This is a genomic window from Micromonospora sp. TSRI0369 (assembly GCF_001905625.1).
Taxonomy (GTDB): Bacteria; Actinomycetota; Actinomycetes; order Mycobacteriales; family Micromonosporaceae; genus Micromonospora; species Micromonospora echinospora_A.
The window spans coordinates 54,146-79,268 of the sequence record NZ_LIVU01000009.1; the positions used below are offsets into that span (position 1 = coordinate 54,146).

Consider the following 25,123-nt stretch of genomic DNA (forward strand, 5'->3'; position numbering starts at 1 on the left):
CGTCATGCGATCGAGGGAACCCTAACGGACGCGCACCACAGCGGCACGTGGCGCTCCGCACCGGGGATTCGTCCACTGTTCACCGGCGGCGGGCGGGCGCGCCGCCCGCCGTTCCCCCGGCCCCGCTTGCCTTCCTCCAGGCAATCGTGCGCACAGGAAGGCGACGACGTGACCTCACCTCTTCCCCGACGGTCCGTGCTGCGCGGCGGCGTGGCCGGCGGGCTCGGCATCGTGGTGGCCGGCAGCCTGGAGGCGATCGCCGGCCCGGCCGCGGCCCGGCCCGCGTGCCGTCCCGCCGTCGGCTACGGCGACCTGGTGCCGGACCCGGCCGGTCTGCTGGCGCTGCCGCCCGGCTTCTCGTACACGGTGGTCGCGCAGGCGGGCGCGACGCTGCTGGAGTCCGGGCAGCCCACCCCGAGCGACGCCGACGGCACCGGCTGCTTCCGCGGCCCGCGCGGCTCGGTGCTGGTGAACAACCACGAGATCGGCGGCGACGAGCCGTACCCGGTGCCGGCGCTGGCAGGTCTCACCTACGACCCGGGCGCCCGCGGCGGCACCACCACCATCGAGGTGGACCGGCACGGGCGGCGGCTGCGCGAGTACGTGAGCGTGGCGGGCACGCACAACAACTGCGCCGGTGGCATCACCCCGTGGGGCACGTGGCTGACCTGCGAGGAGACCGAGCAGCGGGCCGGTGGGCGGTATCTGAAGGACCACGGGTACGTCTTCGAGGTCGACCCGCACGACCGGTCCGCCAACACCGACCCGGTGCCGCTGACGTTCCTCGGGCGCTACTCGCACGAGGCGGTCGCGGTCGACCCGTACACGCACTCGATCTACCTGACCGAGGACGCGAGCGGGCCCAACGGCCTGTACTTCCGGTGGACGCCGCCGCCCGGCTTCCGGGCCGGCAAGGGCGCGCTGCGGGCGCTCGCCCAGCGGCCCGACGGCGACACCGCCGGCAGCCTCGCCGCGATGCGCTGCCTGCGCGGCGACGACCACGTGGCCGACCTGTCCGAGGCCACCACGCCCGGCACCCGCTACCGGGTCCAGTGGGTCGAGGTGCCGGACCGCGACGCTCGGACCGTCTCGGTACGCAAGCAGTTCACCGACGCGGAGGTGACCCGCAGCCGCAAGCTGGAGGGCGCGTGGTGGGGCGACGGCGGCGCGTACTTCGTGGCCAGCTACGCCCGGCACGACGACGGCAGCGCCAACGAGCACGACGGGCAGGTGTGGTTCTACGACCCGCGCCGGCAGACCGTGACGCTGAAGACGATCTTCGGGGTGAACACCGACCCGGAGGCCGACAACGGCAACTACGACGGGCCGGACAACATCACCGTCTCACCGTACGGCGGGGTGATCCTGGCCGAGGACGGCGAGGGCGTGTCGCACCTGGTGGGCGTCACCGAGCAGGGCAAGGCGTACCCGCTGGCTCGCAACGAGCTGAACGACAGCGAGTTCACCGGGCCGACGTTCAGCGCGGACGGGAAGACGCTGTTCGCCAACATCCAGTCGCCGGGGTACGTGTTCGCGATCACCGGGCCGTGGGGGCGGCCGGGCAACGGGCACCGCTGAGAAGACGCCGGCCGGCGGTTCCCGGAGAGGGGCCGCCGGCCCGCCGCCACAACGACACGTGGACGTGACGGCGCCTCTTCAGCAATCAGATCAACTCGGCAGTCAGGGCTGGGTCCACATCTCCTGCGCTGCTTGACGCGAACGCTCGCGCAGCATCACTCGGCGGCCGGGCGGCCACTGCTGCTCCACCTGAACGCGTTGCTTCCGTGCGCGAGCGCAGCCCTGGGCAGAGACGGCCATACCTCTCCGGGCCAGTTCAGCATCGAGATCCTCAGCCAGCGTCGGTGCTGGTGTCATCGGCGCTCGCTCGCGCCGATGACCTTGGCCAGACTGACGAAGCGCTGCCATGCTGCTGGCTCGAAGGCCAAGGTTCCCCCGGCTCGATCTTTAGTGTCCCGGACCAGTACGACCTCCGCGAGATTGTCGGCAACCTCGACACAGGAGCCGCCGTTGTTGCCGCTCTTTGTGCTCTTGCGCCATCGCGCACCGGTCATGTCCATGCTCTCGCCGCTTCCCTGATCAGGTCTAGTGACTGGGTTCGGGAAAGGGAGTCGCCTCTGATGCGCTCCCATCTACGGCTGAGCGTAGCAATGGCCGCAGCCTCATTTAGGAGCTGCGCGGACGCCTGACTGTCGACGTGCGCGACATGTTCGCCGGTGGGCAGTTCGGCGAGGATGAAGCCACCACCGAGCCCCGGATACATGCCGATGTCCCTCGGCACGAGGTGTAGCTGCACACCGGGCAGGGCTGCGCAGCGGAGCAGGTGCTCAAGCTGCTCTCGCATCAGCTCGCGGTCGCCGTAGGCCGACTGATGCAGCACACCCTCGAAGATGACCGCGACGACCAGGGGCGGGCGGTCCCGACGGAGGATCGCCTGTCGTTCGAGCCGCGAGGCGACCAGCTCATCGATCTCCGCCGAGGTCAGCGCCTCACCCCTGAGCGTGGCCCGCGCATACGCCTCCGTCTGCAACAGTCCGGGCACCCAGGTGTGCTCGAACCAGCGGATCGACACGGCGTCCCGCTCCCAGTCGACCCACTCACGCAGCCACGGCGGCTCACGGCGCTTGAGGACATCGGGCCAAAGGTCCCCGACGTCCCGCCCGAGGAGCGCCGCCACCTGCGCACGTCGGCGAGGTTGCGGAACGCGTCCCGGAGAGATCCAACGAGCCGCCGTCTTCGGATCCACACCGGTCTGAGCTGCGAGGCTCTCTGCCGTTTCGCCAGCTTCGGTCATCGCCACCTGGAGTGCGTGATTCATCCTTCCTCCCCTATGGACGTCCAGGACACCCCGACACCATACGACAACGCTGTGTATTGGTCCGGTAGCCGTCGGCAAGGTGGGGCACAGGTTGATGCCGCCGATATCCCAAGGGGGAGAACCCATGCCCGACGACAGGCCGAAGGCGAGGCGTGCCGGCGCACCGCCGACCGCGCCGACAAACACTCGACCGATCAAGGCGGGCGACCTCCTGCGCCTCGGCCGCGCGGCGAGCGTGCAGTTCTGCCGCCCGATCACGGTGCGCGTCATTCGGGAGATCGCCGAGCGCCACCCGTACGACGGTTGGGCGTGGATCGAGGCGTACGAGTTGAACGGCAAGGGCGTCGCGGTCGCCAAGCGAGAGCTGTTCGTGCGGCTCGCCGGGCTGCGCTGGCTTAATGCCGGTGCCGGGCAGGGGGCGGCCATTGGGCACCGTGTTCGGATCGCCGCCCGGCCACAGGTGCCGGCGTGAGCACCGGCACCCGTCCGCATCTACCGATGCGTCCACTCTGGATCTGCAAGCGCTGCGCTCACCCGTGGCCGTGCGCGGAGGCCCGGCTGGCGCTGCTGACCGAGTACGCGGGTGACCGCCTCGCCCTGTCGGTCTATCTGTGCGGGCAGCTTTACGACGCAGCTCAGGAGCTGCATCGCCTCAACCCGCACGAGGCCCCGAGCCCGCAAGCGCTGTTCGCCCGCTTCGTCGGCTGGGCGCCCTTGCGCTCGCCGCCGTTGCCGTGAGGTCGAGCCCGCTAAACCTCCTAAAGTGCTCGCGCGACGGGCCGAAAAAAGTTGCCGCCCCCGCGGGAAGCATTTCACGCCCTGTCGCGTGACCGAGCAGGGCAAAGCGTCCCCGCCAGCCCGCAATAAGCTCAATCGACAGCGAGTTCACCGGGCCGAACTCAGCGGGGACGGGAGATTGCCGTCGCCAACACCCACTCCTCCGGGTGGCGCATGTTCGCGATCAACAGACCGTGGGTCTGCCGCGCGACGTGCACCGTCAAGAACGCGAAGGCCGGCGATTCCTGATTGGAAGCCGCCGGCCCTTGCCAACTCGGGCCACTACGGCGGCCTTCGCAGTCGTCCATAACCGCCATAGCTACGGAGCGTTCAAGTCGCTCGCGGCAACGTCATTGGTCTTCAAACTCACAGCAGTGGAGTTAGTTTACGCCCTCCGCCTCGCCGATTTCCTCCAGGAGACCTCGCCTTAACGCATCCGCGCGAATATCGAAGAGAGGCGTCAGGTTGCCACCCCGACGCACCTTCCACGCGCTCCAGCCATTCATCGTTGGCTTACCGGTGACTGTCGAACCGGCAGGAGATGGGGATTCGAATACCTCGCCGCTATCCAGCTGAATATTCCCCGCCTGGTTAATTCGCGCCGTGTGCGAAACCCGCTTGTAGGTCAGATGCAGTTGCTCGCCCACGGTTAGTGCACCGGCGGCGACAAGTCGGGCGACCGTTACACCACCGAAGTGGGCGCGGGTGCGCCTCGCGGCCCGGGACGGCACTTGCCGGACAGGCATAGCCAGCTCCGCCTGGCTGGCTTCGACAGCCGTCGCTCTTATTCCGGGCGGCAGGATGAAGCCAAGATCTTCTGGGTTCCAGATGAGTTCACACAGCCGCTCGTAGAGCTGCTGCCGGACCTCAATCTCCGTTCGACCGAAACTGGGCATTGGGCGGAAAAGCCGACCCAATTCATGCTTTTTGATAAACCCTGCCGTAAACGGCTTGTTTCGCTGATGCGTGGCCGCATGCAGCGAAGCGGCAAGATGGTTCTGGCCGCGGTACCACTCGACTTTCTGTTCGTACGGGGCATCCTGGTAACTTGCGTTGTGCGACTTCCTTAGCAGCAGAAGCGCTCCCACCCGGTTTCGAGCGACACGGAAGGCCGCTTCCGTCTTCACCTCCGGCTGATGGCGCTCGAACTTGTTCGCCCAAATATGCTCGATCTCGAAGGGTTCATCCTTGTCCAAGTATCGCGGCATCTCGTTGGGTCGACCGCTCTCGGTCTCCACGAATGCAGTCAAGCGGGCCAGCAGGTATCTGACCTGAGGCCGGTTGTCCGCACGGAGACCGTAGCCCTTGACCCCGGTGAAATCGACGTCAAGCAGAGCGATCCGACGTCCAAGTGCCTTGGCTACACCGTCGACGTCTCGGGTCGACCGCAGGTCGAGCAGGACGGGTATGCGATCCGCCTCGACTCCGCCTAGTTTAGTAAGACGGTTGTTGACGGCCATACGCACGAAGACCAAATCGAGATAGGCGGCGACAAGGAACGCCTTGTCCCGGAACTGAGCCTCTGTGTCGTCCGGGTCGATCGCCGCCATCAGAAATGGCATCTGGTCAATTTCGTTCTTTGCGTTGCAGAAGACCGGTTCCAAACCTGATTCGAGAGTGGCAGAGGCCGCCTTCAGCGTTGCATATCGGGTCGATAGCTTAACCAAGTCACGTTCGACGAAGCGAGCGAAGTCCGGTGCATTGATGAGGCCCATGCGGCTTGCGTGGTGCTCCTGCACCCATCCGTGAAAGGACACCGAGATGTCCGCCGCCTCATCCTCGTTTTGGGCATGACGGCCGATCAACAGCGACTGCAAGAATTTGGCCGCCGCCTGAGGGGCGCGATTGTCAATCCGAGTCAGGACGCGACCCCATGCATCGCCGAGTCGCGGCAGGTTGTCCCGGTTGCTGGCCTTTCGAAGCAAGAAACTTTTCAGAAGATCTGCGGGGCCGAGTTGCACGCCCCGATCATTCATAGTCTCGAAGATCTCCCAGCCCTGTCGGCGATCGTTGGCATTGATGCCGACGAGGCATACCCGATTCAGTAGCCAATGGATGAAGAGTGGGAGCGCCTCATCCCGGATCGCCTCCGGGAGCAACTCGTACAACTCTTGGCTTCGCTTGTACAGGTTCTCCACCGAGGGCCCAGCATCAGCCGGTGGCACGTAGGGCTTGTCCTCATAGATCGCTTCCAGCACAGGAGCTCGCTTCTCAGAGCGGATGGCATAGGCCCGCTCCCCGTACGAGGTGCCAGCGATCAAGGGTTCCAGGGCGGCGAGGTCGTTCTGATACTCCGGTCGGTCAGCATCTATCGCAAGCCGGCGAAGCTGCAGCAATAGAAGGTGAAGCGTCGTGATACGTTGCTGGCCGTCGACCAAGGCGGCGAGGTCGTCATCGCGGTAGTAGACGAATGGCCCGAGAAAGTACGGGCGGTAATGCCGAACCTCACGACGATCGTCGCCCGGAGTCCAGTCCTCAATGAAGTGGCCGGTCAAATCGTCGATGAGCATCTTCACGTCTTCGCGGGCCCAGCTGTACTCCCGCTGGTAGGGGTCGAGCCGGAACTGGAACTGGTTAAACAGCTGCTGGATCGTAAAGCCGTCGCCACGGATCGGCGCTTCCGGCATGCGATCACCCTCCCCAATGCACTCAGCCTTGCCCTAGTCCGCGACTAGCTTCTAGACCCAAGGGTCTCGGCGATGGCGGCGAACTCCGCGAGAGCCGCCTGGAGGTCGTCGACGATCTCCTGAGCGATCACCTCGGGCGGCAGTAGCGAGTCGGCGTCCTCCAGTGAGGCGTCCTTGAGCCAGGTGATGTCGAGGTTCACCTTGTCCCTGGCGATCAACTCGCCGTACGAGAACGCGCGGAAGCGCTCGGTCTCCTCCCGCTCGGCGCGGTCCCTGCCCGGCAGGTAGCGGTCGACGAAGTCCTGGAGGTGCTCACGCCGCAGCGGGTTCTGCTTGAGCGTGAAGTGCTGGTTGGTGCGGAAGTCGTACACCCAGAGTTTTTGGGTCCACGGCTCCTCACGGGCACGCTTGCGTTCGAAGAAGAGCACGTTGGCCTTGACGCCGCCCGCGTAGAAGATGCCGGTGGGCAGCCGCAGCATGGTGTGCAGGTCGTACTGCTTGAGCAGCCGGCGGCGGATGGTCTCTCCCGCGCCGCCCTCGAAGAGCACGTTGTCGGGAAGCACGACGGCGGCCCGGCCGTCGATGTCCAGCAGGGAGGCGATGTGCTGGACGAAGTTGAGCTGCTTATTCGCGGTGGTAGCCCAGAAGTCACCCCGCTCGATCTCCCGTTCCTCGCGGCTGGACCGACCGTCCCCACCGACGACCCGGATCGAGGAGCTGCGGCCGAACGGCGGATTGGCCAGCACCAGGCTCACCCGCCTGGCTGGCTCCTTGCCGAGCGCGTCCCCGACCGTGATGAGCGACGGCCCGTTCGGCGTGCCGATGCCGTGCAGCAGCATGTTCATGGCAGCCAGTCGGGCAGTGCCGTCGACCAGCTCGGTTCCGGTGATCGCGTTGTGCGCGAGCCGTCGCCGCTGGTCGGGGGTGAGAGCGCTGCCGTGGTGGCGCTGAATGTGCTCGTAGGCGGCGAGCAGGAAGCCTCCGGTCCCGCAGGCCGGGTCGGTGATCGTGTCGTCCGGCGTGGGCAACATGCAGTCGACCATCGCGGCGGTCAGCGCGCGGGGGGTGAAGTACTGCCCCGCGCCGGACTTGGCGTCCTCGGCCCCCTTGGCGAGCAGTTCCTCGTAGGCATCGCCCTTGACGTCGACACCGGTGCCCGACCAGGACTCCTTGTCGATCAGGTCCACGATCAGGCGCTTGAGCTTCGCGGGATCCTGGATCTTGTTCTGCGCCTTGCGGAAGATGGTGCCGAGGGTGCCGCTCTCCTTACCCAGCCCGGTCAGGATGTGCCGGTACTGCACCTCCAGCGCGTCACCCTCAGCATCGAGCAGGGTCTGCCAGCTCAGCTCGTCGGGCACGATCTTCTCGGGCCTCATCGGCCGACGGGCCCGCTCGTCGGCCATCTTGAGGAACAGCAGATAGGTTAACTGCTCCACGTAGTCAATGGTCGAGACGCCGTCGTCGCGCAGCACGTCGCAGTAGTTCCACAGCTTCTGCACCAGCCGGCGCGAATCCATAGTGCTCACAGCGGCAGTGCCTCCTGCTGATAGTTGTCGCCGGTCACCCTGGTCGGCGGTGCCGCCAACTGTTTCCGGGTACGCGTAGCGCGTGCTTTCTGCTTCGGCGCAACGGCTTCCCGCTCGGCCCGAATCCGGGCAAGCAACTCTGACGCCGGCTCGTCGTCTGGATCCTGCGGCACGAGCCGCCCCGCAAACGCTTCCGTCAACAGGGATGCACGCAGGCGCGTTGCCTTCTCTCGGGCCGACGACACCGCGCTCTCCATGCTGTCCAACAAGGACAGATACTCTTCCGCCACTTGGACGAGGCGGTCCTGTTCCGGTCTGGGCGGAATCGGAACGGGGAACTTCTTCATCTTGCCAAGACTGATCGATGCCAGGTTCACGCTCTGAAGCCCGTTGACCTCAAACCAACGTCGCCCGAAGCCGTTAGCGTGCCAGGCGAGCAGTTTGGGATGGAGGACATCGCCCTTTATACGAGCACGGAAGACATGATTCTGGTGAATGCAGTTCGGCAACTGCCCCTCCCAGACCCAGCCACGGCCCAGCTTGTCCCGATCACCACCCTCATTCAGCAGCACGTCGCCCGGTTCGAGTCGCAGTTGATCAGCCTTCTTCGGTGACACCTTAATATGTGCCACTTCCGACAAGTCAAGGCGAGCCCGTTGCACGTTCGCCACCCGCAGGTACGGCACCTCAACAAATCCCGGGTCGGATTGACGCTTACTGTCCTTGGTCACCCCGCCGACAACCTCAGCGATCTCATCCAACCGCTTCCATTGCCAAGTATCAGGAATCGACGGCAATTCGCCGTCGTGCACCCCCGCCCACTCGGGCGGCTCAGCCAGTTCACGCGGTTCAGCGCTCCCCAACCCACCCACACCGGCGAGCAACATCACCTGGTCACGGAAACGGCTAATTCGACGGGTGCTTCTGAGGAGCTGCGATAGCCCTGACCCCCACGGCGCAAGGGAGCCTTCAAGAGCAGCGATTACGCGCTTTTGCTCGACGAGCGGCGGCAGAGGTATGCGGATGACCCGCAAGCTGGCGCCTGAGATGCCAGACTGGCCCGCGGTCGTGCGTACAACTCTCCTCACGCGCGCCCGCACTAGTGGTGACTGGAAGGCATACAGTACAAATGCAGGGTCAGCAACTCTTGCGTCAACCCTTACCCGGATAAGCTTGTCAGGATAGGTAAGAGCAGCAGCAATCGGCGGAACTAGGGCACAAGCTCCGACGTAATCAGCATTTCCGTTGTATCGAGTGAAAAGCAAGTCACCGGGGGCTAGGAGCGAATCGGAAGCCGCCAGATCTTCCTCGCTCATTGCGCTGTAGCGCACGTCATCTAGTTGCAGCGTGCCTGGCCGGACCGCGCTGATACGCAGGACCGGCACACCGTTCGGCTCGACTCCGGGTCGAGACACGAATATGCCGTTCTTCACTGAGTCGGCGACCTCCCCGAGGGTCACCTCCGTCCACCCCACCGGAAGCTCCGTCACGCGGACAGCTCCTCGTTCAGCTCGGTCAGCAGGGGTTCGGCGCGTTCGCCGAACGCTCCCGCGTACCCGTCGATACCGCCCCGCTCGGTGAACGGTGCGCCCTCCAGGTCGTCCGGGCTGATTTCCACGCTGACCGCTATCACGTCCTTGATCCTCTCCAGCCACCACGCCTGATCGGCAGTGAACGTAGCGCCCGCCTGCTCCTGTCGCAGCAGCCACCCACGGAAGCGTTCCTCGACCAGGCTGCGGTACGGGCGCAGCTCCTGGTCCAGCCCCAACTCATACCGCACGAGGCTGACAAGATCAGTGATGCCCCGGTTGCCGGGAGCCTCGGCGGTGCGCCCGAGCAGCACGTACGACTTCCACAGCGACTCGGGCGTCCACGCCTGCGGCGGCCGGGCGATCCGCGCGGCCAGTTCCTTGAGCTGCTCGTAGCCGACTCGGCCCCGGCCCTCGTAGAAGACCTGCAAAGCGGTGATCTCGTCGCGGTGCTCCTCCAGGTAGTCGTGCCAGCTCTTGACGGTGACCTGGGCGCGTTCCTCGGCCGGCACTCCCTGCGCCGAGATCAGGCGGTCGGCGTTCACCTCGTCGATGGTGATGTCGTGTGCCCGGCGGATCTCCAGGATGCGTTCCCGCAGCGGCGGGTTCGCGGCGAGCGGGCGCAGCGCGCCGGCAAGCAGGTCCCGCACCGCTGCCGGGCCGGCTTGGGTGGCCGGGTTGAGCTGTTCCGGGGCCACCGCGTCGGTGAGCCCACGCACGATGTCCCACAGCGGCTGCCCGGCAAGGTCGGCCAGTTCGGCCCGTTCGTCGTCGGTGAGCTGCTGGTTGAGGCGGGACAGCCGTGAGGCGAGCGTGGCCACCTCGTCGGCGTCGGCGGTCAGGGTGCCGGCCTTGCGAAGCAGGTCGCGCAGCGAGATCTGGCGTTCGGTGTGGCGTTGCAGCGGGACCGCCTCGTCCAGGTCGGCCTCGGTGACGCCGACCGCGTCGACGATGACGAAGCGGTCCTTGACCTCGGCATCGGGCGTGACGGCCTGGAAGTCGGCGGCGTCGATGGTTCGGGCGCCGCGCCCCTTCATCTGCTCGAAGTAGGTGGAGCTGCGCACCGGGCGCAGGAAGAAGACGCACTCCAGCGGCCGGACGTCGGTGCCGGTGGCGATCATGTCCACGGTCACCGCGATCCGCAGCTCGGGGCTGTTGCGGAACGCCTGGATCAGTGTGTCCGGGTTCTCGCCCTCGCGGCGCGAGGCGTACGTGATCTTTTTGACGAAGTCGTTGCCCCGGCCGAACACGAGCCGGACCATCTGCACGATCTCCTCGGCGTGGTTGTCGTCCCGCGCGAAGATCAGCGTCTTCGGCACTGTCGAGCGGCCCGGGAAGATCTCCTCGAAGAGCTTGTCTCGGAACGTCTCCAGCACCAGCTTGAGCTGGCCCTTCGAGATCACCGACCGGCCGACCTGGCTGCCGCCGTACGTGAAGTCGTCCTCCAGCTCCTGGTAACGCTCGGCGCGGGTCCGCCGGTCCCGCAGCGGCACGACGGTGCCGGCCTCGATGTCCGCACCGCTCTCGGTGATCTCCGTCTTGATCCGGTAGACGTCGAAGTCGACATTGACCCCGTCGGCGACGGCCTGCTCGTAGGTGTACTCGGACACCAGGTTCTGCTGGAAGAAGCCGAGCGTCTGCTTGACCGGCGTGGCGGTCAGCCCCACCACGAACGCGTCGAAGTACTCGATGACCGCCCGCCACTTGCCGTAGATCGAACGGTGGCACTCGTCCACCACGATCAGGTCGAACGTCTCCGGCGGGAGCTGCGGGTTGTAGGTCACCTCGGCCGGCTCGTCCAGGTCGTAGCTGTCGTAGTCGCGGTCGTCCAGGTCGACGTCGGGCAGCTCGACGCCGCGCAGGGCGCCGTAGAGGCGCTGGATGGTGGAGATGACCACGGCGGACGAGTCGAGCATGCCGGTGCCGGAGAGCCGGTCGACGTTGTAGAGGTCGGTGAACTTCCGCCCGTCGTCGGGGGCCTGGTAGCCGGCGTACTCGCGCAGCGTCTGCTTGCCGAGGTTGTTGCGGTCGACCAGGAAGAGGATCCGGGCGGCGCGGGCGTGCTTGAGCAGCCGGTAGCTGGCGGTCACCGCGGTGAAGGTCTTGCCCGCACCGGTCGCCATCTGGATCAGCGCTCGCGGGCGGTCCTCAGCAAGCGACCGTTCCAGCCCTGCGACGGCATCGACCTGCGCGGGTCGCAGACCCAGCCGGTCCAGCGCCGGCATCCGCCGCAGCCGGGCCCGCAGCGTCGGCACGGCCGGATCGTCGTCGGCCTCCCGCATCCACCGGGCGAGGGTCGCCGGCTGGTGGAAGGCGAAGACCTCCCGGGTACGCGGGAACGGGTCCAGCCGGTTGACGAAGGCGGTCTCCGTGCCGGTGGCGACGTACCCGAACGGCAACGGCTCGTCCCGCCGCCAGGCGCTGAGCTTCTGCGCCGGGGTGAGCCCGCTCAGGTAGCGGTCGAGCTGCGCCTCGACTCCGCGCGGGGCGGTGCCCTCCCGCTTCGCCTCGATCACCCCGACAAGTCGCTGGTCCACGTAGAGCAGGTAGTCGGCGCGGCCGGTGGCGAGCGTCACCTCGCGGACGGCGACGCCGGTGGCCGCGAACAGGTTGATCTGGTTCTCGTCCTGCACCACCCAGCCGGCGGCCCGCAACTGCCTGTCGATCTCGGCCCGGGTCTGCACCTCGTTGAGCGGTTCGTGGGAGGCGCGGCGGGCACGGGCGATGAACTCCTCCCGCCGGGCGGCGGAGACACGTTCCGGCTTCCGCTGCTCGGCGGCCCGCTGCGCCTCGTGCGCCGCCGGCTCCAGGCTCGCCACCAGGGCGGCGGCCTCGCCCTGGCGGGCGCTCGCCGCGCGGACCGCCTGTTCCGCCGCCGCCTGCGCGTCGGCCTGGGCCTGCACCAGGGACAGCTTGCCGTCGAGCAGCAGCTTGGTCTGCGCCAGCTCGTTCTTGTAGCGCTCAAGCTCGGCCGCGAGCGCGTCGGCGACGCTCTGGGGCACCTGCTGGGGAGGCGGCGTGGGCGGGACGAAGCCGATCGGCGAGCGGTCGCCCGTCAGCGCGCGGTGGAACCAGACGCCCAGCTCGAAGCAGGTCCGCAGCAGCTCCAGCGCCGCGCGCACCTCACCCAGATGATCGTGTACGGCGCGGTTGCCCTGGTCACGAAGCCGATCGAACGCGCGGTAGATCTCCGGGACGAGCGTGCCGTTGGCCTGGAGCGCCTGCACGCGGTGGAAGAACTTCTCCGACTGCGGCCGGGCGTCGGTGCGGCGCACCAGATCCTTCGCCAGCTCGTCGCCGAAGGCGCGGATCTTGAACATCGCCGCCTGCGCGTCGACGTAGACGAGCAGCTCGGCTCCGGCGCCGTACCAGACCAGGAGCGGATGATCCTTGAGGAAGCCGAAGTTGGCGGACTGCTCCGCCAGCCGTCGTACCTGTCGCTGATCCACAGCTCTCCACACGCGTCACCGGGGAATGAACACGTCAGGATAGAAACGATCGATGCTTTCCGCAGCACAATCAAACGCCGGAATCAGGTATCCGACAGAACGCGCTGAGCCCCTTGTTGCCGTCGATCTTGGTACGCGCACGCCCCGCGAGGGGCGCCCGCGTACCAAGATCTCGCCCTAGCGTGGGGCGACGCGGCAGCCGGGGTCGGGACCGGTGTCGGCCACGCCGCAGTGGAACACCTCGACCGGGGCGGCGTCCACGTCGGGCACCTTCGCGACGGTGAGCAGCGCCAGCCGCTTCGCCACCGGTTCGCCGGAGTCCGGGGCGTACCGGATGAGGCCGCTGACCCCCGGGTAGCCGCCGGCGGCGTTCTGCCGCAGCACCTCGGCGTGCACCCCGACCGGGTTGACCGAGCGGGGCTCCCAGCGGCGGCCGGTGTCGGCGTGGCGCAGGCGGGCGGCGAGGCTCTCCAGCGCGCGTACCGTCATCATGGTGGCGTCGTAGGCCAGGCTGACCCGCTCGCCGACCGGCGGGCCGGTCCCGGCGCGGCATCGGGGCGGGTCGAGCAGGCCGTCCGCGCCGATCCAGGTGAGGAAACTGCCCCGGGCGTCGTCGCGCCCGGCCTGCGCGGCCCGCAGCGACGCGCACGTGGCCAGCGCGGCCTTCGACACGTACGTGACCGGCAGGTTGCCCGGCGCGCTGGCGCGCAGCCCCGGGTTGGCCATGTAGCGGTTCACCGAGTCGTCGGCGACCAGGTGCCGGGGCGGGTTCGCGCCGCACTCCTTGAGCGCGCGCATGAACCCGTCGAACTCCGACCAGCGGCCGGCGAAGAAGAGCATCCCGGGGTAGCCGCACTCCTGGGTGAGCCGCCGCCCGCTGCGCCACTCGTCGAGCCGGGTGATGCGGTCGCCGAAGCCCTCCCGCAGTCCGTCGACGAGGGTGGCGACGTACAGGTCGTCGGCGAGCGAGCTGCCCTCGCCGGTGGTCCAGTAGACGTGCGCCTCCCCCACCCGCAGCACCTGCCGGGCGTACGCCTCGACCATCCGCACCTGGTCCCGGTTCGGCGCCGACATGGCCAGGTAGAGGCTGGAGTTGGCGTCCATCCGGTCGGCCGACAGCGTGGGGGCGAGCACCGGCAGGCCGACCCGGTTGAGTTCGCGCAGCGCCGCCGCCGTGCTGGTGCGGCTGTCCACCAGCCCGACCACGCCGAGCACGGTGGGGTCGTCGCGGGCCAGCCCCTCCAGCATCCGTACCGCGTCGTCGGCGTGCCGCATCTGCCGCCCGGCGTTCGCCACCACGATGTGCAGAAGCGCCGCGTCGTCCGCCGCCGCCGACTCCTGGAGCAGGGCGTACTGGGCGGTGGCCATGCCCTCCAGTTCCTCCCGCTCGGAGACGTAGGACTCCTCGTCCGCGCGGGTCCGGTTGCCGGTGAGGCTGCCCAGGTAGACAAGCGTCAGGTAGGGGCGGCGGTGCTCGCTGCGCCGCCACACCTCCTCGGCGGCCCGGTTCTGAGCGAAGATGCGCCGCTGCACGGCACGCAGCCGGTCCTGCCCGGGTTCGCTGTTGAAGACCTGCCCGGCGGTGTCGCTGTAGCCGACGCACTCCCCGGCCACGAGCCGGACGGCGACCCGGTCGGCGGGCCAGGGGCGGCAGTCCGGCGCCCACCGCCCGTGCGCCCACACACCCAGCCCGGCGACGAGCGCCAGGGCCACCGCTGCGGGAAGGAACCGCCGTGCCCACCAGGGCGGGTCGGGCGCGACAAGGGCGGGCGGGACGCCTCCCACCGGGACGTCGACGTCCCTGTCGTCCGCCTCCAGCAGCATCAGCCAGGCGCCGGGGCGGCGCAGCCGGCGGTTCTCCGGCAGCGCCTCGGCCCACTCCTCGTACGCCTCCTCGGCCTGGTCCAGCGGCCGGGCCGCGGCCGGTTCCGGCGGCGGGCCGGCGGCGACCGCGACGACGAGCAGCGGGTCGTTGCGGCCGGTCTCGTTGCGCACCTCGTCGACGAGCCGAACCAGCGTGTGCCCGACGTCGTCCGGCCGCGCGCCGTCGAGCACCAGCACCGGATAGGCGGTGCGGCGCCAGTCGCCGGGCCGCCAGAACCGCCTTCGGTACGCCAGGCGGAGGTCCTCCAGGAACGCGTGCAGCAGCAGCTTCTCCACCTGGGCCGGGTGTTCGCCGTCGCGCCAGCCGGCGGTGAGCCGCTCGGCGAAGCCGAGGAACGTCACCGACTGCCGGGGCGCCAGGTACTGCTGGCGCATGAACCAGCGGTACTGCCGTCCGACGAGCGGCACCCGGCCGGAGACGGCGATCCGGAACACGACGCTGGGCACGGCCCGCCAGAGCAGCCAGAGCAGCAGGTGCAGTGCGGTGCCGAGGCCGGAGTCGCCGCCGACCTGGGGGTCCTCACCGGCCCGTCGCCCGCGCCAGTCCCGCAGCCGGCGCACCAGCGCTGCCCGGCCGCCGTCGGCGGCGTCCAGGTCCACGGCGAGCGTCTGGTGCATCAGCCAGTCGGCCAGCGGGTAGTGCCGGAACCGCAGCCGGGGCGCGCCGAACGCCTCCACGGAGAGTTGCCGGTGCAGCTCGCGCAGCACGGCCGCGACGTCGTCTTCGGCCGGGCGGCCGGTCAGATCCAGCACGGCGTGCGGTACCCGCCGCCCGGCCCGGCGCGCCGCGAAACGCCGTAGCAGGGCCGCGACCGCGCCGTCCCCGGTGGGCCGGACCAGCCAGAGCAGCGGGAGCCGGCGGTCGCCGCGGCGTGGACGCCGCAGCAGCCGGGCCAGCAGGGTGAGCAGTTCCGGGCCACCGGCCGGGAACTGCTCGCGGACCGGCCGCGGCCGGGTCGCCGGTTCGCGCATGGTCACCTCCGGGTCACACGGGGTGTCGCACCATTGTCGACGCTCGATGCAACCCGGCAAGGGCGGGGCCCCGCTCGACGGACGGTTGTCGAGCGGGGCCCTCTCCTCACATGCGGATCAGCCGATCGCCGCGGTCAGCGCGGCCAGGTAGCCGTAGCGGTAGCCGTTCGCGTTCGGGTGGTACGCCTCGATGACGCCGCTGACGTCACGGATCCACGGCTCGGCGGCGCACACGCCGTGCCCGGCGAAGAACGGCCGCGCGTCGACGAACGTGCCACCGGCGGCGGCGACCCGGCCGGCGATGACGCCGTTGAGCGTGTCGGCGGCCTGGTTGAGGATGGTGCGCTTGTAGCTGCTCATGGCGAGCAGTCCACAGGAGCCGGTCTCGAACAGCCGCGGGTAGCCGAGCACCACCAGCCGGGCGTTCGGGGCCCGGTTGCGGATCGCGGTGTACGTGGCGTCGAGCCGGCCGGGCAGCGTCGCGGTGGTGAACGCCTTCGACTCGTTGACCGCGCTCTCGCAGCTGGACGTGCTGCCGAACCGGCAACTGGTCATCACGTCGGCGAAACCGGCGTCGTTGCCGCCGATGGTGATGGTGACCAGCGTGGTGCTGCTGCTGAGCTGGCCGACCTGGTTGTTCAGCACGTCGGCGGTGACCGCGCCACCGCAGGCCGGGAACTTGAAGCTGGTGACCGAGTGGGCGGCGGCCCAGAGCGGGGCGTACGACTTCTGGCTGCGCAGGCAGGTGGACAGGTCGTACGGGCTGGCGCCGACCCCGGAGGAGTAGGAGTCGCCGAGGGCGACGTAGTTGACGGTGGCCGCCCGGGCGGCGCCGGGCAGGAGCACGGCGCCGAGAACGGCCGCCAGGACGGCGGCGAACGCGGTACGGACGCGACGGGACATGACAGAGCCTCCACGGGGCAGGGGTGGTGGAGCCCGTTGACCGCGCGCGTGGCCGAGGGATCGGTGCTGTTACTGGTCGGTAATGCTATCGAAACATTCGCAAAAATTGAATAGCCGAGATCGACCGGACGGGACAGATGCGTTCACATGTGTCGATTAGTTTGGCGGTGACGACACCCGACGGAGGGAGTCCCCCGTGCGACGCGCACTCACGGCGGCCATCGCCGCCCTGACCCTCACCGCGGCCGGCACCACAGTGACCGGCGCGCCCGGCCAGGCTGCCCCGGCCGGATGGGGCCGGCCGCAACCCGCGGCGGCCACCCCGACGCCCGGCAGCCCCGGGCTGGGCGACAGCTACTTCCCCGACTACGGCAACGGTGGCTACGACGTCGGGCACTACGACATCCGGCTGCGCTACGAGCCGGCCACCGACCGCCTCAGCGGCACCACCACGATCCTGGCCACCGCCACAAAGGACCTGTCCCGGTTCAACCTGGACTTCCTCCTCGACGTCGAGTCGGTGCGCGTGAACGGCTGGGTCGCCGGCTTCGCCCGCGCCGGCGACCACGAGCTGGTCGTCACCCCGGCCCGGCCGCTGACCAAGGGACAGCAGCTCACCGTCGTGGTGAAGTACGCCGGCGTGCCGTCACAGACCACCGTGCAGGGATACACCGCGTGGACCCGTACCGCCGACGGGGCGCTCGCCGTCAACGAGCCCGAGTCGGCCTGGTGGTGGTACCCGAGCAACGACCACCCGAAGGACAAGGCCACCTGGGACATCTCGGTCTCGGTGCCGACCGGCGTCGAGGTGATCAGTAACGGCGTGCAGCCGCGTGACCCGCTGCCCGAGGCAAGCAACCGCACCCGGTGGAGCTGGCGCAGCGTCAAACCCGGCGCCACGTACCAGGCGTTCCTGGCCATCGGGCAGTACGAGATCGTCACCGACGTCGCGCCGAACGGGCAGCCGGTGGTGAACGCGTACAGCACCACGCTGGGCGAGCGCCTGCCCGCCGCGCGGGCCAGCATCGAACGCACCGCCGAGATCGTCGACTGGGAGAGCGGGCTGTTCGGCCCGTACCCGTTCGAGGCGCAGGGCGGCGTGGCCGGGCCGGTCGACGGCATCGGCTTCGCGCTGGAGACGCAGACCCGCCCGGTGTACGGCCCCGGCTTCTGGCGGCGCGGCGCCAACCCGTACGTGGTGGTGCACGAGAACGCCCACCAGTGGTTCGGCGACTCGGTGTCGGTGGCGGACTGGCGGCACATCTGGCTCAACGAGGGCTTCGCCTCGTACGCGGAGTGGCTCTGGTCCGAGGAGCAGGGCGAGGGCACCGCGCAGGAGCTGTTCGACTTCACCTACGACAGCTACCCGGCCGACTCCGAGTTCTGGCAGGTGCGCCCCGGCGACCCGGGTCCGAGCGGGATCTTCGACGACGCCGTCTACGACCGGGGCGCGATGGCGCTGCACCAGATCCGCCTCGCCGTCGGCGACACCGCGTTCTTCCGCATCCTGCGCACCTGGACCGCCAAGCGGCAGTACGGCAACGGCACCGTCGCGCAGTTCCAGGCGCTCGCCGAGCGGATCTCCGGGCGGGACCTCGACGCGGTGTTCACCACCTGGCTGTTCACGCCCGGCCGGCCCGATGTGGCCGCCGCCGCGCGGACGAGCGCCGCACCGGCGCAGCCGGCCTCGTGGTCGAAGATCCGCGCGGCGCACGACCTGCTCGGCCGCTGACCGGGTGCTGGCCGCGCCGCTCCCCCACGACGGGGGCGGCCCGGCCGGCCGGTCAACCGGCGGTCGGCACGGGTGCCGCAGTCGACGCCGTCCAAGGCTGTGCCGCCTCGACCGCGCGGATGTGGCGGTAGGCGAACCAGAGCGGCGGGAACGCGCCGACAGCGAACGAGAGGTCGACGAGCGTCCAGAACCAGGGGATGTCCCGGATCGGACCGCAGATCACCGCCAGCGGCACGATGCCGGCGCAGGCGATCATTCCTACCTGGACCACCCACACGTTGCGGACCGGGTCACGCAGCGGCCCCCAGAACGCCACCGCGAGCACCAGGTGCGCGAAGGCCAGCCAGTCGGTGCCGTACCGCAGGAACGGGTAGTCCTCACCGGCCGCCACCAGTCCGACGTGGACCCGCTCGATCCAGTCGACCAGCGCCGGGAACTGCCCGGCGAGCGGGTCGGACGCCGCCAGCAGCCAGCGCACCTCGACCTCCAGCGGGAACGCGGTCACCCCGCTGAGGAAGAGCCCCGCCACCACCAGCCAGAGCCAGCGGCGGATGCGCCGCAGGCGTACCTCGACGTCCATGGCCGCAGCCTAACGACGGTCGTCGTGCCGCCGGGGCCCCGTTCGGCATGACCTGGGCCACCCTTCCCGGACGGCCGCGCGGCGGCGGCGGGCGTTAAGAAGGGCCCCTCCTCTACCTGAGGCGTTAAGAGGGGGCCCTTCCTTTCACCTGGCGGCGAGTGGCTGGCGGGCCGGGTCGACCGGGGCGGGCAGGTCGCCCACCCCACCCAGGTACGTGTGGATCGCCGCCGCGGCGGCGCGTCCCTCGGCGATCGCCCAGACGATCAGCGACGCGCCCCGGTGCATGTCACCGGCGACGAAGACGCCGTCGGTGGCCTGCCAGTCCGGGCCGGAGTCGATCGCGCCCCGGCCGTTGCGGGTCACGCCGAACTGCGCCAGCAGCGGCTGCTTCTCGGTGCCCTCGAAGCCGATGGCGAGCAGCACCAGGTCGGCCGGGATCTCCCGCTCGGAGCCGGGCAGCGCGGTGACGATGCGGCGACCGTCCACCTTCTCCACCGTCACCTCGGCGATCCGGACCGCGCGGACCTGGCCGGTGCCGTCGTCCACGAACTCCTGCACGGCGACCGCGAAGACCCGGTCGCCGCCCTCCTCGTGCGCCGGGTAGTTGCGCAGCACCCACGGCCAGGTCGGCCACGGGTCGCGCTCCGCGTCCCGCTCCGACGGCGGCTGCGGGTAGAGGTCGAGCTGGTGTACGCCCGCCGCGCCCTGCCGGTGCGCCACGCCGAGGCAGTCCGCGGCGGTGTCGCCACCACCGATGATCACCACGTGCTTGCCGGCGGCGTCGATCGGCGTGCCGTCGGGCAGCGTGGCCAGGGCGGGCTTCCCCTCCCCGGCGGCTGCCACGACCCGGTTCGCGGCGACCAGGTGCGCCATCGCCTGATGGACGCCGCGCAGCGCCCGGCCCGGCGTCTGGGGGGTGTCCCGGCCCTGCAACGCGCCGCAAGCAAGCAGCACCGCGTCGTGCTCGGCGCGCAACTGCTCGGCGGTCACGTCGACGCCGACCTCGACGCCGGTACGGAACCGCACGCCCTCGGCGGTGAGCTGGGCCAGCCGCTTGTCGATGTGCTGCTTCTCCAGCTTGAAGTCGGGGATGCCGTAGCGGAGCAGCCCGCCGATCGCGTCGTCGCGCTCGTACACGGTGACCGTGTGACCGGCGCGGGCGAGCTGCTGCGCGGCGGCCAGCCCGGCCGGGCCGGAGCCGACCACCGCCACCGACCGGCCGGTGGACACGGACGCGGGCCGGGGCCGCAGGCCGTCGCGGGCCACCGCCGCGTCGGCGATCTCCACCTCGACCTGCTTGATGGTGACCGGCTGCTGGCCGCCCAGGCCGAGCACGCAGGCCGCCTCGCACGGCGCCGGGCAGAGCCGGCCGGTGAACTCGGGGAAGTTGTTGGTGGCGTGCAGCGAATCCACCGCCGCGTCCCAGTTGCCGGTGCGGACCAGGTCGTTCCAGTCCGGGATGCGGTTGCCCAGCGGGCAGCCGTCGTGGCAGAACGGGATGCCGCAGTCCATGCACCGGGTGGCCTGCTCGCGGATCAGCTCCTCACCGGCCGGCGGGTACACCTCCCGCCAGTCGGAGATCCGCACCGGGACCGGACGGCGGGCCGGCAGCCGCCGGTCGTAGCGCAGGAAACCGTTCGGGTCAGGCACGAGCCACCTCCTGGGCGACCGCCCGGGGCGCGGGCGGTACCGGCGCGGGAGCGAGGGCGCTCATCACCGCGTCGTCGACGTCTCGGCCGGCGGCTTCGGCGGCCCGCATGATCTCCATGACCCGGCGGTAGTCCCGGGGCACCACTGCGGTGAACTCCTCCACCGCCTGCGGCCAGCGCTTGAGCAGGTCCTCGGCGACCGCCGAGTCCGTCTCGGCGAAGTGCCGCTGGACCAGCTCGTGCAGCCGGTCGCGTTCCTCGTCGCGCAGCGGCGACAGGTCGACCAGCTCGGTGTTCACCAGTCGCTGGTTGAGCCGGTGCACGAACGCGGTGCCGCCGGACATGCCGGCGGCGAAGTTGCGCCCGGTCGGCCCGAGCACCACCACGGTGCCGCCGGTCATGTACTCGCAACCGTGGTCGCCGAGGCCCTCGACCACCGCGACCGCGCCGGAGTTGCGCACCGCGAACCGCTCCCCCACCCGGCCGCGCAGGTAGACCTCGCCGCCGGTCGCGCCGTACAGGATGGTGTTGCCGGCGATGATCTGGTCCTCGGCCCGGCGGCCCGGCGCGGCGTCCACGCCGACGAACGGCGCGTCGGTGTCCGGCCGGACCACGATGCGCCCGCCGGACAGTCCCTTGCCGACGTAGTCGTTGGCGTCGCCGTGCAGGCGCAGCGTGACCCCGCGCGGCAGGAACGCGCCGAACGACTGGCCGGCGGTGCCGCGCAGCAGGAACTCGATCGTGTCGTCGGGCAGCCCGGCGCCGCCGAACCGGCGGGTCACCTCGCCGCCGAGCATCGCGCCGACGCTGCGGTGCTCGTTGCGCACCTCGACCTCGACCCGGACCGGGGTGCTGTCGCGCAGCGCCGGCCCGGCCAGCTCGATGAGCCGGTTGTCCAGCGCCGCGTCGAGGCCGTGGTCCTGGGCGCGGACACCGCGCCGGGCCGCGCCCTCGGGCAGTTCGGGCAGGTGCAGCACGCGGCTCAGGTCGAGCCCGTGGCCCTTCCAGTGGTCGATCGCGCCGACCACGTCGAGCAGCTCGGTGTGCCCGATCGCCTCGTCGATGCTGCGGAAGCCCAGCTCGGCCAGGTAGCCGCGGACCTCCTCGGCGAGGAAGAGGAAGAAGTTCTCCACGAACTCGGGCCGGCCGGTGAAGCGCTCACGCAGCACCGGGTTCTGGGTGGCGATGCCGACCGGACAGGTGTCCAGGTGGCACACGCGCATCATCACGCAGCCCTCGACGATGAGCGGCGCGGTGGCGAACCCGAACTCCTCGGCGCCGAGCAGCGCCGCGATCAGCACGTCCCGGCCGGTCTTGAGCTGGCCGTCGACCTGCACGGTGACCCGGTCGCGCAGCTTGTTGAGCAGCAGCGTCTGCTGCGCCTCGGCCAGGCCCAGCTCCCACGGGGTGCCGGCGTGCTTGAGCGAGTTCAGCGGGGACGCGCCGGTGCCGCCGTCGTGCCCGGAGATCAGGATGACGTCGGCCTTGAGCTTGGCCACGCCGGCCGCGACGGTGCCCACGCCCACCTCGCTGACCAGCTTCACGTGCACCCGGGCGGCCGGGTTGACGCATTTCAGGTCGTGGACGAGCTGGGCCAGGTCCTCGATGGAGTAGATGTCGTGGTGCGGCGGCGGGGAGATCAGGCCGACACCGGGGGTGGCGTGCCGGGTCCGGGCGATCCACGGCCAGACCTTGTTGCCGGGCAGCTGCCCGCCCTCACCGGGCTTCGCGCCCTGCGCCATCTTGATCTGGAGGTCGTCGGCGTTGACCAGGTATTCGCTTGTCACGCCGAAGCGGCCGCTGGCGATCTGCTTGACCGCGGAGCGGCGCGCCGGGTCGTGCAGCCGCTCGACGTCCTCGCCGCCCTCGCCGGTGTTGGACTTGCCGCCGAGCCGGTTCATCGCGATGGCGAGCGTCTCGTGCGCCTCCGCCGAGATCGACCCGTACGACATGGCGCCGGTGGCGAAACGCTTCACGATCTCAGTGGCCGGCTCGACCTCGTCCAGCGGCACCGCCGGGCGTACGCCGGTGCGCAGCGTGAACAGCCCGCGCAGCGAGCCCGCCTTCGCGGCCAGCTCGTCGACCTTGGCGGTGTACTGCCGGAACACGTCGTACTGGCGGCTGCGGGTGGCGTGCTGGAGCAGGAAGACGGTCTCCGGGTTGAACAGGTGCAGCTCGCCCTCGCGGCGCCACTGGTACTCGCCGCCGACCTCCAGCCGGTCGTCGGCCTGCGTGCCCGGCGCCGGCCAGGCCCGCGCGTGCCGGGCCGCCACCTCGGCGTGGATCTCGGCCAGCCCGATGCCGCCGATGGTGCTCGGCGTGCCCCGGAAGTACCTGTCGACCAGGCGGGTCTCCAGGCCGACCGCCTCGAAGACCTGCGCCCCGCAGTACGACGACACGGTCGAGATTCCCATCTTGGACATGATCTTCAGGACGCCCTTGCCGAGCGCCTTGACGTAGTTGCGGACCGCCTTGACCCGTTCCACGCCGGGCAGCACGCCGGTGGAGATCATGTCCTCGACCGACTCGAAGGCCAGGTACGGGTTGACAGCCGCCGCGCCGTACCCGATCAGCACCGCCGCGTGGTGCACCTCGCGGCAGTCGCCGGACTCGACGACCAGCGCCACCTGGGTACGGGTCTGCTCGCGCACCAGGTGCTGGTGCACCGCGGCGGTGAGCAGCAGCGACGGGATCGGTGCCAGGTCGGCGTTGGAGTCCCGGTCGGAGAGCACCAGGATGCGCACGCCGTCCTCGATCGCCTCGGAGACGTGCCGGCAGATCTCGGTCAGCCGGGCCTTGATGCCGGCGCCGCCGTCGCGCAGGCGGTAGAGCCCGGAGACCCGGACCGCCTTGAAGCCGGGCAGATCGCCGTCCTCGTCGATGGAGAGGATCTTGGCCAGCTCGTCGTTGTCGATCACCGGGTACGGCAGCACGATCTGCCGGCAGCTCGCCGGGCCCGGGTCCAGCAGGTTGCCCTCCGGCCCGATCGTGGACGCCAGGCTGGTCACCAGCTCCTCCCGGATGGCGTCCAGCGGCGGATTGGTGACCTGTGCGAAGAGCTGATGGAAGTAGTCGTAGAGCAGCCGCGGCCGGGTGGACAGCGGGGCGATCGGCGTGTCGGTGCCCATCGAGCCGATCGGCTCCGCGCCGCTGCGGGCCATCGGGCCGAGCAGGATCTTCAGCTCCTCCTCGGTGTAGCCGAACGCCTGCTGGCGGCGGCGCACCGAGTCGTGGGTGTAGACGATGTGCTCGCGGGCGGGCAGGTCATCCAGCTCGATCAGGCCGGCGTGCAGCCACTCCTGGTACGGCTGCTCGGCGGCCAGCTCGGTCTTGATCTCGTCGTCGGAGACGATCCGGCCGTTGACGGTGTCGACCAGGAACATCCGGCCCGGCTGGAGCCGGCCCTTGGCGATCACCGTGGACGGGTCCAGGTCGAGCACGCCCGCCTCGCTGCCCAGCACCACCAGCCCGTCGGCGGTGTGCCACCAGCGGCCCGGGCGCAGCCCGTTGCGGTCGAGCACCGCGCCGACGACCTCGCCGTCGGTGAAGGCCACCGAGGCCGGGCCGTCCCACGGCTCCATCAGGCTGGCGTGGAAGCGGTAGAACGCGCGCTTGTCGGCGCGCATGTCCGGGTCGTTCTCCCACGCCTCGGGGATCATCATGAGCACCGCGTGCGGCAGGCTCCGCCCGGCCAGGTGCAGCAGCTCCAGGACCTCGTCGAAGTTCGCCGAGTCGGACGCGGCCGGGGTGCACACCGGGAAGACCCGGCGGATGTTGCCGGGCAGGTTCGGGCTGCGCAGCAGCGCCTCGCGGGCCTGCATCCAGTTGCGGTTGCCGCGGATCGTGTTGATCTCACCGTTGTGCGCGATGAACCGGTACGGGTGCGCCAGCGGCCAGGACGGGAACGTGTTCGTGGAGAAGCGGGAGTGCACCAGCGCGATGGCGCTGACCACCCGCTCGTCGGTCAGCTCCGGGTAGAACTCCGGGAGCTGGTCCGGGGTGAGCATGCCCTTCCACACCATGGTGCGGCCGGACAGCGACGGGAAGTACGCCGGCACGCCCCGCTCGGCGGTCTCCCGCTCGACCTGCTTGCGCAGGCAGAACGCCACCCGGTCCAGGTCGAGCCCGGTCAGCGGGGAGCCGGCCGGGCCGGCGGGCGAGTCGGTCAGCCGGCGCGCGGAGAGGAAGAGCTGCCGGACCCGGGGCATCGCCGCGAGGGCCGTCTCCCCCAGCCCGGACGGGTCGGTCGGCACCTCGCGCCAGCCGAGCACGTCGGCGCCCTCGACCAGCGCGTACTTGTCGACCACCTGGCGGGCGCGGGTCTCGGCCGCGTCGTCGTCGGGCAGGAACACCAGACCGGTGGCGTACTGGCCGGCCGGGGGCAGCGGGAAGTCGACGGTGGCGCGCAGGAACGCGTCCGGCACCTGGATCATGATGCCGGCGCCGTCCCCGGTGTTGTGCTCCGCGCCCCGGGCGCCCCGGTGGTCCAGCCGGCACAGGGCCCCGAGGCCGTTCGCGACGACCTGGTGCGAGCGCCGCCCGTGCAGGTCGGCCACGAAGGCCACACCGCAGGCGTCGTGCTCGTACGCGGGGTCGTAGAGCCCGGTCGTCGGTGGGGCCGACTGCGGGCTGTGAGGGTACGGAAAGGCCACCGGGCCT

General features: G+C 70.0%; 15 protein-coding genes. 4 read left to right on the top strand and 11 right to left on the bottom strand.

From position 1 onward, the window contains the following. Positions 1–168 precede the first annotated feature (168 nt). The gene (locus tag AMK25_RS25615; protein WP_073830948.1) at positions 169–1,578 is read left to right on the top strand and encodes an alkaline phosphatase PhoX; all 1,410 of its coding nucleotides are present in this window, start codon (positions 169–171) and stop codon (positions 1,576–1,578) included. A 293-nt stretch (positions 1,579–1,871) separates the two neighbouring features. On the opposite strand, the gene AMK25_RS25620 is transcribed toward AMK25_RS25615, so the two are convergent. Together AMK25_RS25620 and AMK25_RS25625 are read right to left on the bottom strand one after the other, a co-directional pair. Next, the gene (locus AMK25_RS25620) at positions 1,872–2,072 is read right to left on the bottom strand and encodes a DUF397 domain-containing protein (protein ID WP_083664827.1); all 201 of its coding nucleotides are present in this window, start codon (positions 2,070–2,072) and stop codon (positions 1,872–1,874) included. Then, a complete protein-coding gene (locus AMK25_RS25625) occupies positions 2,069–2,836 on the bottom strand; it encodes a DUF5753 domain-containing protein (RefSeq protein ID WP_073830950.1) in 768 nt (255 codons plus the stop codon). Before AMK25_RS25625 ends, AMK25_RS25620 begins: the two co-directional genes overlap by 4 nt. A 124-nt stretch (positions 2,837–2,960) precedes the next feature. On the opposite strand from AMK25_RS25625, the gene AMK25_RS32815 reads away from it, so the two are divergent. Next, a complete protein-coding gene (locus AMK25_RS32815) occupies positions 2,961–3,308 on the top strand; it encodes a hypothetical protein (RefSeq protein WP_241826490.1) in 348 nt (115 codons plus the stop codon). 26 nt (positions 3,309–3,334) lie between these two features. Continuing rightward, positions 3,335–3,574, top strand: a complete 240-nt coding sequence (locus AMK25_RS25635; RefSeq protein WP_073831037.1) for a hypothetical protein — start codon at positions 3,335–3,337, stop codon at positions 3,572–3,574. A 419-nt stretch (positions 3,575–3,993) separates the two neighbouring features. Here AMK25_RS25635 and AMK25_RS25645 read toward each other — a convergent pair whose 3' ends face one another. From AMK25_RS25645 to AMK25_RS25670, 6 genes are all read right to left on the bottom strand, one after another. Then, positions 3,994–6,240, bottom strand: a complete 2,247-nt coding sequence (locus AMK25_RS25645) for a GmrSD restriction endonuclease domain-containing protein (protein ID WP_073830952.1) — start codon at positions 6,238–6,240, stop codon at positions 3,994–3,996. A 44-nt stretch (positions 6,241–6,284) separates the two neighbouring features. Next, positions 6,285–7,757, bottom strand: a complete 1,473-nt coding sequence (locus AMK25_RS25650) for a type I restriction-modification system subunit M (RefSeq protein ID WP_073830953.1) — start codon at positions 7,755–7,757, stop codon at positions 6,285–6,287. 5 nt (positions 7,758–7,762) lie between these two features. Next, complete coding sequence (locus AMK25_RS31655) at positions 7,763–9,256, bottom strand: restriction endonuclease subunit S (RefSeq protein ID WP_083664826.1); 1,494 nt, start codon at positions 9,254–9,256, stop codon at positions 7,763–7,765. Beyond that, positions 9,253–12,744, bottom strand: a complete 3,492-nt coding sequence (locus tag AMK25_RS25660) for a DEAD/DEAH box helicase family protein (protein ID WP_073830955.1) — start codon at positions 12,742–12,744, stop codon at positions 9,253–9,255. The genes AMK25_RS31655 and AMK25_RS25660 overlap by 4 nt, the downstream gene beginning before the upstream one ends. Positions 12,745–12,921: 177 nt before the next feature. Further along, positions 12,922–15,600, bottom strand: a complete 2,679-nt coding sequence (locus AMK25_RS25665) for a hypothetical protein (protein WP_073830956.1) — start codon at positions 15,598–15,600, stop codon at positions 12,922–12,924. 117 nt (positions 15,601–15,717) lie between these two features. Next, on the bottom strand, positions 15,718–16,503 hold the full coding sequence (locus AMK25_RS25670) for an SGNH/GDSL hydrolase family protein (RefSeq protein WP_073830957.1): 786 nt from the start codon (positions 16,501–16,503) through the stop codon (positions 15,718–15,720). A gap of 196 nt (positions 16,504–16,699) precedes the next feature. On the opposite strand from AMK25_RS25670, the gene AMK25_RS25675 reads away from it, so the two are divergent. Then, positions 16,700–18,235, top strand: a complete 1,536-nt coding sequence (locus AMK25_RS25675; RefSeq protein WP_073830958.1) for a M1 family metallopeptidase — start codon at positions 16,700–16,702, stop codon at positions 18,233–18,235. Positions 18,236–18,287: 52 nt separating this feature from the next. On the opposite strand, the gene AMK25_RS25680 is transcribed toward AMK25_RS25675, so the two are convergent. The 3 genes from AMK25_RS25680 to gltB all read right to left on the bottom strand — a co-directional run bounded on the left by AMK25_RS25680 (position 18,288) and on the right by gltB (position 25,116). Further along, complete coding sequence (locus AMK25_RS25680; protein ID WP_043329534.1) at positions 18,288–18,815, bottom strand: hypothetical protein; 528 nt, start codon at positions 18,813–18,815, stop codon at positions 18,288–18,290. A gap of 144 nt (positions 18,816–18,959) precedes the next feature. Beyond that, on the bottom strand, positions 18,960–20,465 hold the full coding sequence (locus AMK25_RS25685; RefSeq protein ID WP_073830959.1) for a glutamate synthase subunit beta: 1,506 nt from the start codon (positions 20,463–20,465) through the stop codon (positions 18,960–18,962). Further along, complete coding sequence (gltB, locus tag AMK25_RS25690) at positions 20,458–25,116, bottom strand: glutamate synthase large subunit (protein ID WP_073830960.1); 4,659 nt, start codon at positions 25,114–25,116, stop codon at positions 20,458–20,460. Before gltB ends, AMK25_RS25685 begins: the two co-directional genes overlap by 8 nt. Positions 25,117–25,123: the final 7 nt, after the last annotated feature.

Bases quoted from the DNA above. Each gene is read 5' to 3' on its own strand.
- AMK25_RS25625 (WP_073830950.1), bottom strand. From the start codon at position 2,836: ATGAATCACGCACTCCAGGTGGCGATGACCGAAGCTGGCGAAACGGCA.
- AMK25_RS25680 (WP_043329534.1), bottom strand. From the start codon at position 18,815: ATGGACGTCGAGGTACGCCTGCGGCGCATCCGCCGCTGGCTCTGGCTG.
- AMK25_RS25670 (WP_073830957.1), bottom strand. From the start codon at position 16,503: ATGTCCCGTCGCGTCCGTACCGCGTTCGCCGCCGTCCTGGCGGCCGTT.
- AMK25_RS25635 (WP_073831037.1), top strand. From the start codon at position 3,335: ATGCGTCCACTCTGGATCTGCAAGCGCTGCGCTCACCCGTGGCCGTGC.
- AMK25_RS25650 (WP_073830953.1), bottom strand. From the start codon at position 7,757: ATGGATTCGCGCCGGCTGGTGCAGAAGCTGTGGAACTACTGCGACGTG.
- AMK25_RS32815 (WP_241826490.1), top strand. From the start codon at position 2,961: ATGCCCGACGACAGGCCGAAGGCGAGGCGTGCCGGCGCACCGCCGACC.
- AMK25_RS25645 (WP_073830952.1), bottom strand. From the start codon at position 6,240: ATGCCGGAAGCGCCGATCCGTGGCGACGGCTTTACGATCCAGCAGCTG.
- AMK25_RS25665 (WP_073830956.1), bottom strand. From the start codon at position 15,600: ATGCGCGAACCGGCGACCCGGCCGCGGCCGGTCCGCGAGCAGTTCCCG.
- AMK25_RS25620 (WP_083664827.1), bottom strand. From the start codon at position 2,072: ATGACCGGTGCGCGATGGCGCAAGAGCACAAAGAGCGGCAACAACGGC.